General features: G+C 37.4%; 15 protein-coding genes. 8 read left to right on the top strand and 7 right to left on the bottom strand.

Annotated features, from left to right (window positions below):
- Positions 1–2,833: 2,833 nt before the first annotated feature.
- Both AC6ER8_RS06235 and trxB read right to left on the bottom strand, forming a co-directional pair.
- Complete coding sequence (locus AC6ER8_RS06235) at positions 2,834–3,739, bottom strand: LysR family transcriptional regulator (RefSeq protein ID WP_497077853.1); 906 nt, start codon at positions 3,737–3,739, stop codon at positions 2,834–2,836.
- A gap of 42 nt (positions 3,740–3,781) precedes the next feature.
- Complete coding sequence (gene trxB / locus AC6ER8_RS06240; RefSeq protein WP_497077854.1) at positions 3,782–4,738, bottom strand: thioredoxin-disulfide reductase; 957 nt, start codon at positions 4,736–4,738, stop codon at positions 3,782–3,784.
- 328 nt (positions 4,739–5,066) lie between these two features.
- Between trxB and AC6ER8_RS06245 the strand changes: the two genes are divergently transcribed.
- The gene (locus tag AC6ER8_RS06245; RefSeq protein ID WP_497077855.1) at positions 5,067–6,461 is read left to right on the top strand and encodes a TrkH family potassium uptake protein; all 1,395 of its coding nucleotides are present in this window, start codon (positions 5,067–5,069) and stop codon (positions 6,459–6,461) included.
- Between the two features lie 672 nt (positions 6,462–7,133).
- Here the strand turns inward: AC6ER8_RS06245 and AC6ER8_RS06250 are convergent.
- Both AC6ER8_RS06250 and greA read right to left on the bottom strand, forming a co-directional pair.
- The gene (locus tag AC6ER8_RS06250) at positions 7,134–8,192 is read right to left on the bottom strand and encodes a glycosyltransferase family 4 protein (protein ID WP_497077856.1); all 1,059 of its coding nucleotides are present in this window, start codon (positions 8,190–8,192) and stop codon (positions 7,134–7,136) included.
- Between the two features lie 14 nt (positions 8,193–8,206).
- Positions 8,207–8,680, bottom strand: coding sequence for a transcription elongation factor GreA (greA, locus tag AC6ER8_RS06255; RefSeq protein ID WP_497077857.1), 474 nt, complete (start codon positions 8,678–8,680; stop codon positions 8,207–8,209).
- Between the two features lie 336 nt (positions 8,681–9,016).
- Between greA and AC6ER8_RS06260 the strand changes: the two genes are divergently transcribed.
- The 3 genes from AC6ER8_RS06260 to AC6ER8_RS06270 all read left to right on the top strand — a co-directional run bounded on the left by AC6ER8_RS06260 (position 9,017) and on the right by AC6ER8_RS06270 (position 13,151).
- Positions 9,017–9,346: an SH3 domain-containing protein gene (locus AC6ER8_RS06260; RefSeq protein ID WP_497077858.1), complete on the top strand. Its 330-nt coding sequence runs from the start codon at positions 9,017–9,019 to the stop codon at positions 9,344–9,346.
- 241 nt (positions 9,347–9,587) lie between these two features.
- Positions 9,588–11,723, top strand: a complete 2,136-nt coding sequence (uvrB, locus tag AC6ER8_RS06265) for an excinuclease ABC subunit UvrB (RefSeq protein ID WP_497077859.1) — start codon at positions 9,588–9,590, stop codon at positions 11,721–11,723.
- Positions 11,724–12,410: 687 nt separating this feature from the next.
- Positions 12,411–13,151: a BA14K family protein gene (locus AC6ER8_RS06270; protein WP_497077860.1), complete on the top strand. Its 741-nt coding sequence runs from the start codon at positions 12,411–12,413 to the stop codon at positions 13,149–13,151.
- A gap of 59 nt (positions 13,152–13,210) precedes the next feature.
- Here the strand turns inward: AC6ER8_RS06270 and AC6ER8_RS06275 are convergent, their stop codons facing one another.
- On the bottom strand, positions 13,211–13,861 hold the full coding sequence (locus AC6ER8_RS06275; protein WP_497077861.1) for an MBL fold metallo-hydrolase: 651 nt from the start codon (positions 13,859–13,861) through the stop codon (positions 13,211–13,213).
- 151 nt (positions 13,862–14,012) lie between these two features.
- Here AC6ER8_RS06275 and AC6ER8_RS06280 point away from each other — a divergent pair, with 151 nt between their 5' ends.
- Both AC6ER8_RS06280 and AC6ER8_RS06285 read left to right on the top strand, forming a co-directional pair.
- On the top strand, positions 14,013–14,717 hold the full coding sequence (locus AC6ER8_RS06280; protein ID WP_497077862.1) for a response regulator: 705 nt from the start codon (positions 14,013–14,015) through the stop codon (positions 14,715–14,717).
- Between the two features lie 8 nt (positions 14,718–14,725).
- Positions 14,726–16,075: an ATP-binding protein gene (locus tag AC6ER8_RS06285; protein WP_497077863.1), complete on the top strand. Its 1,350-nt coding sequence runs from the start codon at positions 14,726–14,728 to the stop codon at positions 16,073–16,075.
- 46 nt (positions 16,076–16,121) lie between these two features.
- Here AC6ER8_RS06285 and AC6ER8_RS06290 read toward each other — a convergent pair whose 3' ends face one another.
- Positions 16,122–16,622, bottom strand: coding sequence for a type III secretion system chaperone family protein (locus AC6ER8_RS06290; protein ID WP_497079652.1), 501 nt, complete (start codon positions 16,620–16,622; stop codon positions 16,122–16,124).
- Between the two features lie 380 nt (positions 16,623–17,002).
- Positions 17,003–17,275: an accessory factor UbiK family protein gene (locus AC6ER8_RS06295; RefSeq protein WP_497077864.1), complete on the bottom strand. Its 273-nt coding sequence runs from the start codon at positions 17,273–17,275 to the stop codon at positions 17,003–17,005.
- A gap of 301 nt (positions 17,276–17,576) precedes the next feature.
- Between AC6ER8_RS06295 and lgt the strand changes: the two genes are divergently transcribed.
- Both lgt and AC6ER8_RS06305 read left to right on the top strand, forming a co-directional pair.
- Positions 17,577–18,455, top strand: coding sequence for a prolipoprotein diacylglyceryl transferase (gene lgt, locus AC6ER8_RS06300; protein WP_497077865.1), 879 nt, complete (start codon positions 17,577–17,579; stop codon positions 18,453–18,455).
- The gene (locus AC6ER8_RS06305) at positions 18,430–19,509 is read left to right on the top strand and encodes a class I SAM-dependent methyltransferase (RefSeq protein ID WP_497077866.1); all 1,080 of its coding nucleotides are present in this window, start codon (positions 18,430–18,432) and stop codon (positions 19,507–19,509) included. Before lgt ends, AC6ER8_RS06305 begins: the two co-directional genes overlap by 26 nt.
- Positions 19,510–19,581 lie beyond the last annotated feature (72 nt).

Here is a 19,581-nt window from a genome sequence, read left to right on the forward strand (position 1 = left end):
ATTGATCTGAGAAAATATCGGAGTTTGTATCATAGAGCGAGTCAATCGATTTTTAGAAAAAATATCCATGAATAAACACAAGGCAAAAATAAAGGCTGTATATAAAGATTAAAAAAATCCAGAGATTAAATAATCGGTCTATGTTCATAAGGCATGAAAAGCTTATTCTGCTTTCTCCATCCAAAACATACATCTGAAGATTACGAGAATAACTTGAATTAAAAAATCGATTTTCTTTCCCTCTTATTAAGATAAAATATAGAAAAATATTTATTGGTTATAACTCTTTGATTTTTAACTTGCGTTGTCCCTCTCGCAGAGTTTGCAGATTTATTCGTCTGAAACTAATCAAAATTGTTATCTTTCTCATCACAAAAAGATTCAATGTGTGAGTACAAACAATAAAAAAAGAGCCAAAATACCTTCTTTTCTCAAATACAAAGATTATGCAACTGTTGAAAGTTGGTAAAAGAATGCTAATGGTCAGCTTGCTGCTTCATAAGTATAAAAATAGTTATATACAATAAATCTTATATTCTTTGTGAAAACTTTTACGTTATACGATCCACGGCTGTAAAAATATTGAGCACACTGAAAGACGCCACTTAAGGAAGCGCGTGAATTGATAAAGTTTTCCTTCCCTATTTACTTATAATACGAAAAAAGACCTCCTACTTTTAAGCATTATCACTCTTATAAAATGGTCCTAAATTAAATTTTTTCTCAAATTCCTATTCACTTTAAAATTAAGAAGAGCCTATCCTTCTTCGCTGTGTCAATAGTTCAATTTTTCTTAAGTTTTCTCTATTAACGATTTGATTAACTTCATAGCTTTTACGAAAAAGTCCTCAATATTCACCTCATATTCTCAGACAAAACACTTCATGTACAAAATTTATACGCTGTATATCACCTCCCTAAAAACAGTGTTTTTAGGGTACAACAGAATAAACCTCTCTCAAATTCCTCGTTGAGCTTTAGTATGCTTTTAAAAAATTGTTGGATATCTACAAGTTTTGAAATTTTATTCTTATCAATCTTCCCATGCATTGAAATTTCAAAAAGCTCTTGGAGGAGTAAAAAAAAGCCGGACAAATGTCCGGCAAATCTGGAAAATCCTCAGAGATAAAATCAATCTGACAGATCTTCGTAAGGGAACACTCAAGAAAATGCAATGGGAGGCAACATAATCAAGAGATAACATTCTATGTCATTTTATAAGAGGAAGCACAATAAAGACTTAAGCGTATCTGCTATGCAATAAACACATAGCTTTAATTTTTCTTCAATCTTATACCATTCTCTTTGATTAAATAGAGAGAGCTTATCCCTCATACGATCATTTGTTTTCAATATTATAGCAGCCTTCTCATGTGAAAGCATTTATAAAAGATATTTTATTTTTTTCTGCAAAAGTGTTTATCCACACGCATACTTTCTACCGTATGACTTAAAATAGTTTCAGCGTCCTCATGAAAGGCATCGGTTATTTTAGCTAACCAATCCCCTTGTAAATTAGAGTGAACCCCATGTGAACAAGCTTAAAGTTTATTTTTCTCATATACTTTGACATACAACTGTTAACCAAGTAACTGCGACCTCTCGCAGAAAAAAAGAAATCATTATGTGAAAGAAAGTGCGCTTGCTTTAAAATCTCTAATAATAAAGACATACGAAATTCTCTCATCGGATCAATCGACCTTTCATATTCTCGAACCAAGGATGGTAGAGACTATCATCCGCAACCTGATTTTATGAATATGACATAAGGGAAAAGCCCCCCTTGCAAGAATAAGCAAATGCAAAGCCCGTTGTGTTATGATTATTGTTTGGCAAAGCGTTTTGTAATATAAAAAATTGCGGTATCTCTCCAATTCATAGCTGAAGAGTTTCGCGTTTTATGGTATTTTTTTCCTAACAGAGAACGTGCTTTTTCCGCTGCTTGTCAATCAACATTCAATCCTAACACCGCAGCATGTTTGAAACAAAGATTAAGACAGTTCAGTGCTTTAAGAACTCTATTAGCTTTTTTTTATATGCTAGATGATGACAAGAGTATTGTGTATCTCTATTTATGTAATTTCTAAAAACAGGCAGACAATCTCATTTGAAAAAAATATAAAATTTTAAGGATAGAAATCCATTCCCATCTTTACCATCACCTTTTAATTCTGCTGTACAGATTTCAAAAGTCTCTAGAGAAATATCCTTTCAATAATAGAGATTGCATTACCTTAAATTTTGTTTATCCCGTTCTTTAATAAGGTCACACCCTTCACGTAAAATAGATCGCCCTATATGGAATATACTTGCATTGCCAATTCACACGCTTGTTTTAAAGAGATATTTCTCAAAACATTCAAGCTCCTTTCGCGGCAGCACCCGTAAATGGTCTAACAATAAAACCCCTATGAAATAATATAAAATCTATTGAGCCCCCTCACCTTTACACTTGTGAAAGAAAAGTCTCAACCCTCACACTAATTTACCAGCCCCCAATTGTGCGATGCCCCTTGAAACTTAAAAGGGATTATGAAAAGGCATGCCTCTTATACAATTTTTATCCACATCTGCCATCCCACTCTTATGATGAGAAAGAAAGTGATTTGATATAAACAGGTTTTAAATGAGAGAAGCTTAAGGGTAGCACGCTTCTAATTTAATATAAATAAAGCTGGATTCTTATGATTAAATCTATAATTGGCACATTTACAACATCATGCAATGAATGATTTTCATTAATTTAATATGGAAAGATTTGAAACGAAAGAATATTATGAAAGTCTCAAAGTGCAAAATAATTAATTATTCCTTATAAATTAAGGCATGAATATTAAAAAGACCACTGACGTGCTTTCAAAAAAATATAATCTCGAAAAGCATTCAACCTTGCCAAATTCTTCAAATTATAAGGATAACAAAAAAAAGTATCAAAAGAAGGAATATCAACCATATCAGGAAAAAGACGCACCAAGCGCTCATCATTATTGACAATATAATCAGGCAGTACTGCAATCCCAAGATCACGCATAAGCGCATTCTTTATTGAAATAATATTGTTGATTTGTAGGACTGAAGTGCGCAATGATCCATCACTTCTACCAGCTTTTTCCAACCAATTTAAACCAGACAAATAAGGGGGAACTGGTTCACCAAACGAAATAATACGATGTTCATCAAGCTCAGACAATTTTTCCGGTTTTCCATAATTTGCAATATACTTTTCCGAAGCATAAACATGCATATGGATTGTAAATAATTTTCTTTGTATAAGATCAGGTTGTTGGGGACGATGAAGGCGAACAGCACAATCTGCATGATACATTGTCAAATCAAGTTCTTCATCGGAAAGCAAAAGCTGGACCTGCATATCAGGATAAAGACTAAGAAATTCTGGCATACGCTCTGCAATCCACCCTGCCCCCATTCCAAAGGTCGAAGTCACACGCAAGTGCCCTGTTGGTTTTGCATAGCTTTCACTTAATTGCAAACGTACACTTTCAAGCTTCATCAAAACATCATGAGCTGTACGATACAGAGTTTCACCCTGTTGTGTAAGAATCAAACCACGCGCATGACGCTGGAATAACGAAACCCCAACCTCTTGTTCTAAAGCCGCAACCTGTCGTGAAACTGCTGATTGGGATAAATGAAGCTTTTGAGCAGCATGCGTAAATGATCCCGCTTCTGCCGCAGCGTGAAAAACCCTTAACTTATCCCAATCCAACGGTGGCGCCACAACTAATTCTACCTCTAGATTCTCTATGTTTTCAATGAATTATTAATGCTTAGATCTATCTAAAAACCGCTCTGCTTCCAATGCTGCCATACATCCCCTTCCTGCTGCTGTTACAGCTTGGCGAAATGTGTCATCTGTTACATCCCCTGCAGCAAAAACACCAGCAATGCTTGTGGCTGTTGAGTCTGGTGCCGTCCATAAATAGCCACCTCGTTTTTGTTTCAATTGTCCTGCAAATAGAGACACAGCAGGATCATGCCCAATAGCAATAAATATTCCCTCTGCTTCTATCTTCATCTCGTGACCTGTTTTAACATTTTTCAAACGTGCCCCGGTTACAACAGCTCCCTTCGCTCCCTGAGCTGGTAGCCCTACAATTTCTTCGACCACATGATCCCACAGAACACGTACATTATTATAAGCAAACAACCTATCTTGCAAAATTTTTTCTGCTCTAAATTGTTCTCGTCGATGAACAACAGTTACACTTTTTGCTATATGCGATAAATAAAGGGCTTCTTCAACGGCCGTATTGCCTCCTCCTACAACAATAACATCCTTATCCCGATAAAAAAAACCATCACATGTTGCACAAGCAGAAACACCACCGCCCATAAAAGTCTGTTCACTTTCTAAACCAAGCCAGCGCGCTTGAGCTCCTGTAGCAATAATCAAGGCATCACAAGAATATTGTGTTCCTAAATCCCCATATAAAACAAAAGGATACTTCAATAAATCTGCTTTTGTAATCGTATCATAAACAATTTTTGTCCCCATATTCTCAGCTTGTTTTGCCATTTGTTCCATTAGCCATGGACCTTGAATGGGATCAGCAAAACCTGGATAATTTTCGACATCTGTTGTAATTGTTAATTGCCCTCCCTGCTGCAAACCTGTCACTAAGACTGGCTTGAGCATTGCTCTTGCCGCATAGATCGCCGCTGTATAACCAGCCGGACCTGAGCCAATAATCAGCAGACGTATATGCGATTGTACCATTAAATCCCCTTCACCTTTTACAACTTAATAATTTTGCAACTTAATAATTCTATAAATGATAACGGAATACAGCCTTTTTAAAAAAACATTTTTCAATAGCCTCAATTATGTTGTATATATACTTCTTTTAAAATTTTATGAAAAGGTTTGATCACCAATTCATTAAGGCATGTTAATGTTAAGAATTAAACTTTATCCTATAAAGAGAAAAACGTAAATTCTTATCAGCACAAAACCATAATAAAAAGAGATACGAAGATAGGGAACGGTCATTTTTCAGTTTATTATCAATGTCTGTGCACGTTTTGCGTTAATTATGGGAGGAGCGATGCTTTTACCAATTTTTGTGGATTTGCACGACAACAACCGTAATTGGATGATCTTTCTCTATTCTTGTGCCATAACGACAATGTTAGCAACGCTGATTCTTTTAGCAACAAAGGGCGCTACTTGTCGTTTTTCAGCACGGCTTGGCTTTATGCTTACCGTTTGTCTTTGGCTTACAGGAAGCATTGTGGGTGCCTTACCTCTTTATCTTTCCTCTCTTCCCATTTCTCTAGCAGGAGCCATCTTTGAATCTGTTTCTGGAATCACAACAACAGGCTCCACAGTCCTTTCTGGGCTTGATAATTTATCGCGAAGTATTTTGTTATGGCGCTCCATTATATGCTGGATTGGAGGCATTGGTTTTATCGGTTTAGCCCTCTTGCTTTTGCCTTCTCTACGTGTGGGGGGCGTACGACTTTTTCATATGGAATCATCTGATAAATCTGAAAAAATATTGCCTCGCATCAACCAAATTGCTAACGGAATTATCATTGCATATGTTGGACTCACACTGGCTTGTATGCTTTCTTATTTTGCTGCAGGTATGAGCTTATTTGATGCCATTAACCATGCAATGAGTACGGTTGCAACCGCTGGTTTTTCAACGCATGATGCTTCTTTTGGCTACTTTTCTGATACACCAGCCATCTTAATTATTTCAACAATTTTCATGTTGCTTTCTGCTTTGCCCTTCGTGCTTTATGTTAAATTAGTCCTTCCAGGGCACTCCAAACGCTTCCTTGATCCACAAGTGATTGTTTTTCTCCACATTGTTCTCATTTTTAGCTTTGCTTTAGCAGCATGGCTACGGTTTCATGATCCTCGTGCTTTCCACGTGATTTTTCTTGATGTCATTTTTCACCTCTCATCCATTATTAGCACCACAGGTTACAGTGCGAAAGATTATCAACTTTGGGGACCGTTTGCGCTTGGAATTTTCTTCATTGTTTCTTTTACAGGCGGATGTGCTGGTTCTACTTCTGGTGGGATGAAAATCAATCGCCTCATTATTCTTTGGCGTATTACACAAACAAATATAGAAAAACTTCTCTCTCCTAATGTCGTTGTAAAAGCGCGCTACGATCATTCAAATATATCAAACGATGTTGCTCAAGCTGTTTTGTTTTTTGTCTGTCTTTATATGTTTTGCCTTGTTATTGGCACCGCGCTTTTGCTGACAACGGGTCTTGATTTTACCTCTGCCTTCACAGGCGTCTTAACAGCACTTTCAAATGTTGGCCCAGGTTTTGGAGATATTATTGGCCCCGCTGGTAACTTTTCTACAATCAACGATAATGCTTTATGGATTTTAAGTTTTCTAATGTTAGCTGGACGCCTTGAAATCATAACAATATTCGTCCTTTTTATTCCCGCTTTCTGGCGTGAACAATTCTAATGTATAACATTTTATTCTCCCGTGATAAAAAAATTGACAAGCTAAAAAGGCGTGAAGAATATGCAAAATAATATTTATTCACCCTATGCCATCTTCCAATTGTGATGTGCAAGCGGAGAGCTCTCATTAATTTATTGATTGAATATCAACAGATTTGATATGAAAAAATCTTACGATATTCAAAGCTCTTATGCAAATTTAAAAGGTAAGTTATCTATATGAATCAATATATTGATTTTAAAACCATCTTATTATGAATTTATTGAAAATATGTATGACTATTTTATCCATGGAAGATAGCATTATTATTCTTTTTTTAAGATCAGAAACATTTTTTCGCTGTCTATTTAAGTCTTATCAAACGAATAATATCAGCATAATACTGTCAAGGTAGTGTATAATTTCTAGACTTGAGCTAAAGTCTTATTGCCTTATTTTGAATATATTATGAGAATAGCCTTCCTCCCTCCGCGTATACTTTTATTATAAGCCATATATCATTCTCAAGCGTAGACATTTTTAGTCTTTTATCCAAAATTTTGAGAAATTCTTATAGCATTCTACTCAAGACAAAATAAATTTTGTAAAATAATATTTATTTTTTTAATAATTATGAAAGAACCTTTAAGAGAGTACTTTTTATCATTCCCAAAAGGATTTTTTTATATAGTATTAAACTGTTTTTTCCTCAAACAATTCTTTGTAAACACTTTCAATCTCACTTGCCTCTTTTTCCAAAGGGAAGTGTGTACGGACGTGGATTAAAGCTTTCTTTCCGTCTGCCAATGTTTTTTCTACATCCGCAAAATAAGGTTCAATCGCTTCTGTTAAAGCTCCCCCATCTCCTGCTTTAACAACCGTTCCGGTTCCCTCCACCACCAATTCTTTATAAGCTCCTGCATCACTCGTTACAACCGCAACCTGTGATGCCATTGCCTCCAAAGGCGTTAAACCGAAACCTTCTGTACGGGAAGGTGCAACATAAAGCGACAGGCGACGATACCACAAAGGTGTATCCAAAATCTCACCAAGAAAAATAATGCGATCCTCCAAACCTGCTTTAGCAACTTTTTTGCGTAATTCTTTTTCAAAATGATAATGTTGCTCTGTCGTACGACCAGCGATAAGTGCTGTCCACTCTGGGTAGCGCGGCAATAACGCTATCATTGCCTCCACAAATAAATCTGTTCCCTTTGAGCTGCGCACACGGCCAAAACATCCCACCGCATATTTTCCTGGAAATCCTGTCGAGGAAAAGGAATCATCAAGAGTCTGTGGTGGCGTAAACCGCCTCATATCCACCCCATGCATAATAACTCTATGAGGCACTTCTAGATACGATCCCGTCTGTACACTTGTAGCAATTACTCTATCCATACGGCGAATTAACCACTTTGTAAAAGACTTATGATGACGTTGAGAAGCGGATGTAAAGATAAGTTTAAGCTTCATACGCAAGACATCACGCAAAAAGATCCCACAAAGCATCTCAATATTACGCCTTGCATGCCAAACACGAAACGACTTCCCTTTCGGACTTTTCCAAAGTCCGAAAAGGTCCTTAAAGGCAAGAGCCGGTAAACTTCTTGGTAATCCAAGCCCGAAAGTGGATATACGCACCCCCTGTTCGCGCTGCAGTGGAACAAGCTGAATAATCGTAGATGTTACTCCCGATAAACGCCTTTTAAAGTGAGGCGCAATAATTTCAGTTTCTTCTAAAGACACACGCATAACAATTTAGATATTTAGATGTACTGAACCTTAATGATTTCGTAATTATGTGCACCACCAGGCGCATTCACTTCAATCACATCACCCTCTTGCTTACCAATGAGTGCACGTGCAATCGGTGAAGAAATAGAGATTTTACCAACCTTTACATCAGCTTCTTGATCCCCTACAATCTGATACACCTTTTTTTCTTCAGTATCCTCGTCCAAGAGTTTAATGGTCGCTCCAAATTTGATTTTGTCGCCTGAAAGACGAGAGACATCTATAACTTCTGCCCGCGCAATATAATCTTCAAGCTCATTTATACGCCCCTCATTATGACTTTGTGCTTCTTTAGCAGCATGATACTCGGCATTTTCAGACAAATCACCATGGGCACGCGCCTCAGAAATTGCTTCAATAATTCTTGGACGTTCCTGTTGTTGACGCCAACGCAACTCTTCTTTAAGACTTTCAAAACCAGTTGTAGTCATCGGAACTTTTTCCATAACCCGTCCCTTTCTATTACACGGAAGGTTTAATAAAAATACAAAAAACGGCTTCCAAAATTACTTTTGGAATCCGAAAACTACGATCTTTCCTATTATATAGCACAGTATCCCTGTTTTCCATATAAAAATAAATCAAAGGAAACAAAACATGCACTAATAGTGTTTAAAACATCTCATTTTTGTATTTAGAATGTTCAACTTCACTCTCCTTCTTTACAGTTTTCTAAAGAAGAAAGAATTGTATTTTTTTCTTCTTTATCATAGTCTAGAAAAAGAAATCATATGAGATGTGGAGAAAGAAGGATAATTTTTAAAGAATTTTTTTGCAGAAAAATGAAAAAACTTGTCACTTTTTTTATGATTGCCTCTTTCTTTTTAGCCCCAACAATATCTGAGGCAGCAGATGCCTTTGTGACAACAAATCTTAATTTTAGAACAGGACCAAGCACTCAGCATGAGGTTTATGGCTTAATCTCTGCTGGAGAGCTGGTCTTTGTTAAAAACTGTGAAGGAAATTGGTGCCATATCCGATATAATACTCAAGTAGGCTGGGTGTCATCTCGTTATCTTTCATTTAAAGATGGAAATGATCTTTATCACACATACACAATGTCTTCAGTTCCCAAACAAACCACATATGATTATTCTCTATCACAGCCATAATAACTTATGCCCTTTTAAAGATCATCATGACAAGAAGGCAATAGTGTCCATGAATACGCCCCCTCCAAAGAAACATTTCGAAGAATTCGTCTCATAGAAAAAACTTGATCAATATCCTCATGAACACTCCAGTAAACCAAAACAAACTTGTTCTATAACGTTTTGCTGTTATCGTAATGAAATTGTAAAAATTCGTATTTCCTTTAAGATCACCAGCACTTTTCTATCAAAGGATACAACAATGAAAAATGGTGTTACTGCAACCGTAGAAGCTCTTTCTGCTCTTATTGCTTCAGGTAATCCTCTTTTTAAGAATGGTGCACTATGGACACCTCACCGCCCTATTCGTCCTGAAAAATCTGAAGGCGGTATTCCATTTCAACTCGAAACCTCCTTTCAGCCAGCAGGCGACCAACCTCAAGCCATTAAAACGCTGGTTGAGGGAATTGAAAAAGATGAACGGACACAAGTGCTTTTGGGGGTTACAGGCTCAGGAAAGACCTATACGATGGCGAAAGTCATTGAAAAAACACAGCGTCCAGCTCTCATTTTAGCCCCGAATAAAACTTTAGCAGCGCAGCTTTATGGGGAATTTAAAAGTTTTTTTCCTCACAATGCTGTTGAGTATTTTGTTTCTTATTATGACTATTATCAACCAGAAGCCTATGTGGCACGTTCTGACACTTATATTGAAAAAGAATCCTCTATTAATGAACAAATCGACCGTATGCGCCATGCTGCAACACGCGCCGTTTTAGAGCGTGATGACGTTATCATCGTTGCATCTGTCTCCTGTATCTATGGAATTGGCTCGGTAGAAACCTATACGGCTATGACCTTCCAAATAGAAAAAGGGGAAAAACTCAATCAACGGAAATTCTTGGCTGATTTAGTTTCTCAACAATATTATCGACAAGACATTAATTTCGTTCGTGGTTCCTTTCGTGTACGCGGGGATACCATTGAAATTTTTCCTGCTCACCTTGAGGATCGTGCTTGGCGTATCTCGCTTTTTGGTGATGAAGTAGAAACAATTACGGAATTTGATCCTCTAACAGGACAAAAAACAGATGACCTTCAATCTATTAAAATTTATGCTAATTCACACTACGTAATACCACGTCCAACCTTAAATCAAGCAATGAAATCGATCAAAAAAGAGCTCGTTCAACGTCTTGATGAATTGAATGCTGCTGGACGTCTTTTAGAAGCACAACGCTTAGAACAGCGTACAATTTTTGATTTAGAAATGTTAGAAACAACAGGTTCATGTCCAGGAATTGAAAATTATTCGCGTTATTTAACCGGACGAAATCCTGGTGAACCACCACCAACCTTATTCGAATATATTCCACTCAATGCGCTTGCTTTTATCGATGAAAGCCATGTAACCATTCCCCAAATTGGTGGCATGTATCGCGGTGACTTTCGCAGAAAAGCCACTCTAGCAGAATATGGTTTTCGTCTCCCTTCCTGTATGGACAACCGCCCCTTACGCTTTGAAGAATGGGATGCGATGCGTCCACAAACGATTGCTGTCTCTGCAACACCTGGACGCTGGGAAATAGAACAATCCCATGGCATTTTTGCTGAACAAATCATTCGCCCAACAGGGCTTGTTGACCCAGAAACAGAAGTTCGTCCAGCACGCACTCAGGTCGATGATGTTGTGAATGAAATTCGTACAACAATCCAAAAAGGCTATCGTACATTGGTCACTGTCCTAACTAAACGTATGGCCGAAGATTTGACAGAGTATCTCCACGAACAAGGTATTCGGGTACGCTATATGCATTCTGATATTGATACATTAGAGCGTATTGAAATTCTTCGTGATCTGCGGCTTGGCACCTTTGATGTCCTCATTGGGATTAACCTCCTTCGAGAAGGTTTAGATATTCCAGAATGCGGTTTTGTTGCCATACTAGATGCCGATAAAGAAGGTTTTTTGCGCTCAGAAACCTCGCTCATTCAAACCATCGGACGTGCCGCACGCAACGTAGATGGCCACGTTATTCTTTATGCGGATACCATTACGGGCTCTATAGAACGTGCTTTACAAGAAACACAAAGACGTCGACAAAAACAGATAGCTTACAATAAAGAGAACCATATCACACCAACCAGTATCAAAAAAAATATCGACGACATTCTCAATGCAGGAAGTGAAAACTATCAAAATCCTTCAAATATTCCTAATTTTATCACACAAAATAATATGGATCGTAACAAGTTAGCAGGCCATATTCAATCTCTAGAAAAACTAATGCGTAAAGCAGCAGCAGACCTGAATTTTGAAGAAGCTGCACGACTTCGTGATGAAATAAAACAACTCCAGAAAATAGAACTCGTCATTGCGGATGAGCCTTTAAAATAGTGTAGCAAACATCCTCCCCATAATTCCATTAACTTTTAGATGATACAAATCTTAATCACGAAGGTTCATCCATAGATACCAACATTTCAAAAAATGAAAGAAACAGAGAAAAAGATGGTCATCTTTTCCAAACTTTCTCAAGACTAAAACCGATCGTAAAATGAAGAGCTTATAAATATTATTCATACATACAATGATGTCATCACCCTTATGTTTTTATCAGTGTAAAGATCATGCTGTATATCATTCACGAGAAATATGTTATTTTGATGAATCTTAAAAGTTGGAGGATACATCCATAAAAATACACAATATGCTCCCTCAAATATAAAATATCCTCTTATTATAAAAGCATATATTTATAATAACGTTGGTATTTTTTTGATTTATATTTTTGTATTTTTAAGTTATAAAGTATCATATGATACAAGAGTTATCTATTAAACTAAAAGCTTTGTTACTCTTGTAAAAATGAGATTTTATCAATATGATTCTTGTCGATTAACATTAATAGATGTGTTTTTTATGAAAAAAAATCTTTATTTTCTGTTTATTTTATCATTTTTTATCAACCAAATAGCTCTTTAATTCGTTTTGTCTAAATAAAGTCAAAAGTCGTTCAGATTATGTTCAGCTTGTCATGTATATGATGTGAAGAAATACGAATTTAGGTCAAGGAGTGTCGCTATGAAGAAAATAAGTAAATTAGCGGTATTATCAGCGGTATCAGCAGCAACCATTCTGATGCCACTCAGTACAGCGCTTGCAGATATGAAATGGATGCATAGTGAAAATCATGTTGATAGGCAAATAAATGATATGAGAAAAAGTATGGATAAGCAAATGCATGACATGAGGAGAGGAATGAATTCCTATTTCCCTTCTTATCATTCTAATAGCCATTCTACTTTTGAGAGACATCACTCTTCTCATATTCATCCCCATTATCATACTCATCCTCATTATCATGTGGAGCATAAAAGACGTGAACATAATCGTCATCATGTTGAGCGCAAAACATATCGTTATGTTGAACGCAAAAAGACAACACATCATCATATACATGAACATCATGTGACGCGTAATAACTCAGGAGATGCTTTAGCAGCAGGTATTCTGGGTCTCGCAGCCGGAGCAATTCTTGGCAATGTTTTGAAAAAACCAGAACAACCACAAGTTATCTATCAACCTGTGCCACAAGGACAGGTCATATATCAAGAGGTTCCGCAAGTAATATATCAACAAGTTCCAGAAAACCAAGTCATTTATGAAGTTCAGTCAACAGTAACAGGCCAACCTCTTCAGCAACCGTGGACTCGTGGCTGGATTCAATATTGCAAGAAAAAATATCGTTCATTCAACCCTCAAACAGGTACTTTTCGAGGCTATGATGGACGAGACCACTTTTGTTATGCTCCATTAAATTAACATTTTTACTTTGCCAAAAATTTTTAAATAACCCTAAAACGCTTTCAAGCGTTTTAGGGTTATGTATTTAATTCTTGAAGGAAAGGATTCCACTGACGCTCATAGCCTAGATAACTCCCAGGACCATGCCCACAGATGAAACGGACATCATCCCCTAAAGATAAAACTTTTTCTCGAAGTGATTTCATCAATTTTTCATGGGAACAAAAAGGAAAATCTGTACGTCCGATAGAACCACGAAAGAGAACATCACCCAATAAAGCGAAACGCTCTTTTTCATTAAAGTAAATAACATGACCAGGAGAATGCCCTGGTGTATGAAAAACCTGGAATACATGTTCAGCAAAATGAACACTATCGCCATCTTCTAACCATTGATCTGGAATACAAACAGAAGTATCCGTAATACCATAGCTTCTTGCACTCTCAACCACAGCATCCATCACAGGCTTATCATCGCAATGTGAACCGATAATTTTAACACCAAGCGTCTCTTTTGCTTGCATGGCTGCCCCCACATGATCAAAATGACCATGTGTTATCCAAATCGCTTCAACGGTAACACCCTTTTCTTTAATGACTTTTTGAATTCGAAGCCAATCCCCACCAGGGTCCACTAAAACGCCACTTTTTTGTTCCTCATCAAAAAGCAGAGTACAATTTTGCTTAAAAGGTGTAACCGGAATAATATGTGTACTAAAATTACTCATGAAATTCTTTTCAAAAAATAAATTTTTCAAGATTACTTTCTTCAAGCTTACAAGAAACATTTCCTTTTATCTATAGGATAGCCTGCTCGACAGCTTTATGCAACTTATGTAAAGTTAAATATTTTGAAAAATAGTTTAAAGGTTTTGAAGAATGACCGATCACGTTCAAGTTTTGTGTGACGATGCCCCTCACCTTCTTGTGATTGATGACGATACACGTATTCGTAATCTTTTATTTCAGTTTCTCATTAAACATGGATTTCGTGTTTCCGTTTCAGCTAATGCCAATCAAGCAAGACGACTATTGGCAAGTCTAGATTTTGACCTTCTTGTTGTTGATGTCATGATGCCGGGTGAAAACGGTATTAATCTTACCCATTCACTTCGCCAAACAAAAGATGTTCCTATCCTCATGCTAACAGCTTTATCAGAAACAGACAGCCGTATCCGTGGATTAGAAGCAGGCGCAGATGATTATCTTGCCAAGCCGTTTGATCCTCGTGAACTTCTCCTTCGCATCAACGCCATTTTACGACGTGGTTTTCCCCTTTCCCAACCTAAAATTGAGCAAATCGTTTTTGGTCCTTATATATTTTCAATTTCACGGCGTGAACTTAAAAGGGGAGGAGAAATTATTAAATTAACCGATAAAGAACAAAAAATGATGGTCATTTTTGCTGAAAATGCTGGTGACATTATTCCGCGTCATCAATTTGCACTGGATGAAAATACAATCAGTGAACGTGCTATTGATGTACAAATCAATCGCCTTCGTCGTAAGATCGAAAAAAATCCAGCACTGCCTATATGGCTCCAAACCGTGCGAGGAATAGGGTATAAACTCTCAATTGAATAGGCGCTAAAATGGTCAAACCTTTAAGAATTTTTTTTCGATGGTTAACGAAAAAGATGCCTAAACGGCTTTATGCTCGCTCTTTGATCATTATTATCGCTCCCATGGTGCTTCTGCAGACGGTCATTGCTTATGTCTTTATGGAACGTCATTGGCAAATGGTCACTGAGCGTCTTTCAACAGCTGTCGTACATGATATTGCAGCCATTATTGATATTATTGAAACCTATCCGCAGAAAGATAACAAAGATAACTATGAAGATATCAAACGTATTGCACAACAACGTCTGGGTCTCAATATTTCTATTCTCTCTCCTGCCCCTCTTCCTCCTCCAGGACCGAAACCATTTTTTGCAATTCTTGATTATTTTCTCAGTGAAGAAATCACCCGCCAAATCAATCGTCCCTTCTGGATTGATACCGTAGGGGATTCTGATCTTGTTGAAATCCGTATCCACCTTGGTCACAGCATCTTGCGCGTCTTTGCACCACGCAGTCAAGCTTATGCTTCCAATACTGCTATTTTTTTAAGCTGGATGCTGGGAACTGCTCTTGTTTTATTGCTGATAGCAATTTATTTCTTACGCAATCAAATAAAACCCATTCAACAACTTGCTGAAGCTGCTGAAAGTTTTGGGCGTGGACGTCCCTTACCAAAAGGATTTCAACCACAAGGAGCTGAGGAAGTCTGTCGTGCAGGCATTGCTTTTTTACGCATGCGTGAACGGATTGAACGCCAGATAGAACAACGCACCATGATGCTCTCAGGTGTAAGCCATGATTTGAGAACTATTCTTACACGTTTTAAACTTCAGTTAGCATTAGCAAATACTGATTTTGATATTAAACCACTTGAGCAAGATGTAAGTGATATGCAAAATATGTTAGAAGGTTATCTTGCTTTTGCCCGGGGTGAAGGAAGTGAAAGTGTCAAAACCTTTGACCTTAATGCTCTTATGCAAAAATTCTCTGCCGATGCTCATCTTCACAAACGACAATTTTCCTACACCATTGAAGGCCCTACAGAGATACAAGTACGCCCCTGGGCTTTCACACGCTTGGTCAGCAATCTTGTCTCGAACGCATTTTGTTACGGCACAACCGTTAAACTAACAGCTCACTCTCAACAAGAATCTTTTATATTGATCATCGATGATGATGGACCTGGGATTCATAAAGATATGCGAACAGAAGTCTTTAAACCATTCTTCAGAATTGATACAGCACGAAATCAAGATGAAAGTGGAACAGGACTTGGCCTTTCTATTGCTCAGGACATAGCACGCAGCCATGGTGGTAATATACAACTCGATGAGAGCCCTCTCGGGGGCTTACGCGCTATTCTCGATATCCCCCTCTGAGCAATATTTCAGCAAACTATCTGTAAAAAATAACAGATTTGATATTTTAGGCATTCCCTACAGTTTCAAATAAAGTGTATTGGAGTGCATTGTAAGCGCTTTCCCCTGATAAAGCGACCATCTGAAAAGCAACATAATGGCTTTCACAGACCTTAAGTGCGTGTATCAACAATGTTTCAACCTGTATATGGGATGGATGAACCCCACCCGCCAAAAGAAGTCCTTGTCGATAAATAACCGAATTATTCCTTTGCCAATAATCAAAATGTCCCAACAACAATTTTTCATTAATCGCGAGTAATAAACGCTGTATTTCAGCTGTTCGAGCATTTTCAATAGAAAGATCAAATGAACATGCCAAATGAAGGGCTTCCTGCTCTTCCATCCATGAAAAAGCAAGACGATAATTTGCTCGTTTTCCTTCCACACAAACACAAATTTCATCTTGTGCATCCCGCTCAAACGACCAGTCATATTCACAAGCAATCTGTTCAATAAAGTCAACAGGATGCTCTTTTCTCTCTGTGGCGCAAAATGCAAGCCTCATCATAATCCTCAATCATCTTAAAACATCGTCAACAAAATATAAATCAACTGAACTGTAACAATATTTTGCTACAATCAGAACCTTTACACCAAACAAATACACATTAAAGACATCAACAGTACGCAAATACCCAGAACATAACCACACTCTTGGCATGCTCTTTGAGGGCAACCTGAAATCATAAAACGAATCATCAAGTCTTTTCAGTGTATTGATACAATTTCATAGCGCCAGTCCCCCCTTGATTCAAAAAATGTATTTTTACCAAAAATAAACAAACACTTCCCTCTAACAGACTCAAGATTAAGCATTTTTTAGTTTCACGCATCATATTGAAAAATTGGGGATATTTTTTTGAGGCATTTTTTTAAAAGACGATTTTACTTTTTTCGTGTTTGTGTTTTTTTTAAATCATTTTTTTCCAAATCATCAAGGCGCCTTTTCAAATCAGCATTATCGGCATGGACTTTCAGCACTAACTCCTTAAAGGCTTCAAATTCTTCGCGAGAAACGAGATCAAGTTTGTTGGCTATCTTTTCGGCCTGCACACGAAAAGCTGTTCCAGCTTCACGGCGAATACCTTGCGCAACGTCAGCGGCATCCGTTGCTAATTTGGCTAATTCATCAAGAATACGGTTTGATCCATTACGCATAAAAAATTTCCTTAAATAATTATTGATACATGCATTATAGCGTATTCTCATAACATTTAGATACTGTAATTTGTTCCTTTTACCCTATTTTTGCTATACAAACTTTTTATGATGATTGTGTTTAGAAGTTTTTTAATGTCCCTTTTATCATTATAATTTTTTTTATAATGATAAACCAGTGGAAACCCCTTCACCTTTCTGACTTGCCTCTCTCTTGACTTGACCATTATGCCTTCATCTGTCATTTCTGATCATCAGAGTCACTTCATATCCATTTCATATCATGTAAAGTGCTTAATTCATGAATAATCTGTCTTGTCCAGCTATTGCTTTTCCGTCTTTTCTTGATCCTGTCATTGTCCAGCTAGGGCCCATAGCTCTCCATTGGTATGGACTTGGTTACGTTATCGGTATTCTTTTTGCTTGGTGGTATGCGCAAAAATTATTAAAGAAATCATCTCTATGGCATAAAAATTACCCCCCTATGGATAAAGAGAAGATCGGAGACTTTGTTGTCTGGTCTGCTATAAGCGTCGTTATCGGAGGGCGTTTAGGACAAGTTCTTGTATGGGATCCTCTTTATTACTTTAGCCATCCAAGTGCTATCATTGCCGTATGGGATGGGGGGATGTCTTTTCATGGTGGTCTCATTGGTATCATCATTGCAATGATTTTATTTGCTCGTAAAAATAACATCAACATACGATCCATGTTTGATATCATTGCTGCCGGTGCTCCTATCGGTATCGGCATTGTACGAATCTGCAATTTTATTAATCAAGAATTATGGGGCAACGTTACCACTCAACCTTGGGCAGTTTGTTTTCCCCTAGATCCTTCCTATTTACCGCGCCATCCAAGCCAACTTTACGAAGCATTTATGGAAGGATTTATTCTTTTTATTATTCTCTTCATTGTTATTTTTGCCTTCAAAGCACTCAAACGCCGCGGAGCTGTGTCAGGAATATTTATTATAGGTTATGCAATAGCACGCAGTATCTCAGAAGTTTACCGTGCTCCTCAAGAAGATCCAGAATGGTTCTCGACTCTTTTTCATTCTACAGGCTTTACCTATGGCATGGCTTTATCTCTTCCCATGTTTCTTTTAGGGTTTTATCTCCTCCTTCAAGCATTTAAAGACAAATCTACCGAAAATGGCATCCCTCAAAGAAAAAATTAAAGACATTATTGTATCTCATGGCCCCATTACTGTCAGTCAATATATGACATTGGCGCTCACAGACCCTCAATTTGGCTATTATCAAACACAAACGCCTTTTGGGCGTACTGGTGATTTCATTACAGCCCCAGAAGTAAGCCAATTATTCGGAGAAATGATTGGCATTTGGACTCTTGCAAGCTGGAAAGCCCAAGGGTGTCCTCATCCTTTTATTCTTGCTGAAATAGGTCCAGGACGTGGAACTTTGATGGATGATATTTTGCGAACCATCCAAAAGCTCTCTATAACAGCATTTAATGCGGCCGAAATTTTTTTGGTGGAAATAAGCCAACAACTTGCAAAAGAACAAAAAACGCGCCTTTGCTCTTATCAAAAAAAAATCCATCACATTGAAAATTTTAATCAAATTCCTTTAAAACCTCTCTTCCTTATTGCGAATGAATTCCTTGATACACTCCCCATAAACCAATATATTAAAGTCAATGGAGAATGGAAAGAACGCTGCATTACTGTCAATCAAGATGGAGATCTTATCTTTATTGCCGCTCCACATAAACTTCCCTCTTCTTGTTTACAAACCCATTGTTCTAAAGTTCCTGATGGAACAATTTTTGAACATGCCCCCTTACGACATCAATTCATGCAACAAATCAGCCACCATTTAGTGCAAATGACAGGTTCTGCTTTGCTTATTGACTATGGTGCTTGTGACCTTGCTTTTGGCGATACCCTGCAAGCACTCTCAAAACATCAATTTCGCGATGTTTTTGATGCTCCTGGTGAACATGATTTAACATCCCATGTTGATTTTTCTTTTTTAAAAAACATAGCTCTTGAAAAAGGCTGTTTTTCTGAAATCTTGGACCAAAGAGACTTTCTTTTTAAAATGGGAATTTTAGAACGTGCAAAACAGCTTGGAATGAACAAAAGTGCTCCCTTGCAAGAAAAAATCTGCCAAGACATCGAACGGCTCACTGGTCCAGATCAAATGGGCACATTATTTAAAGTTTTACATGTCAGTGATAAAAATATATCGATACCTCCTCAATTTTGATGATCGGCAATTGTGGTAATAAATTCATTATTATTTGGAATATTTATTGACAAAGATGAGCGTCCCCCTCCC

Source organism: Bartonella sp. SL320 (assembly GCF_059687635.1).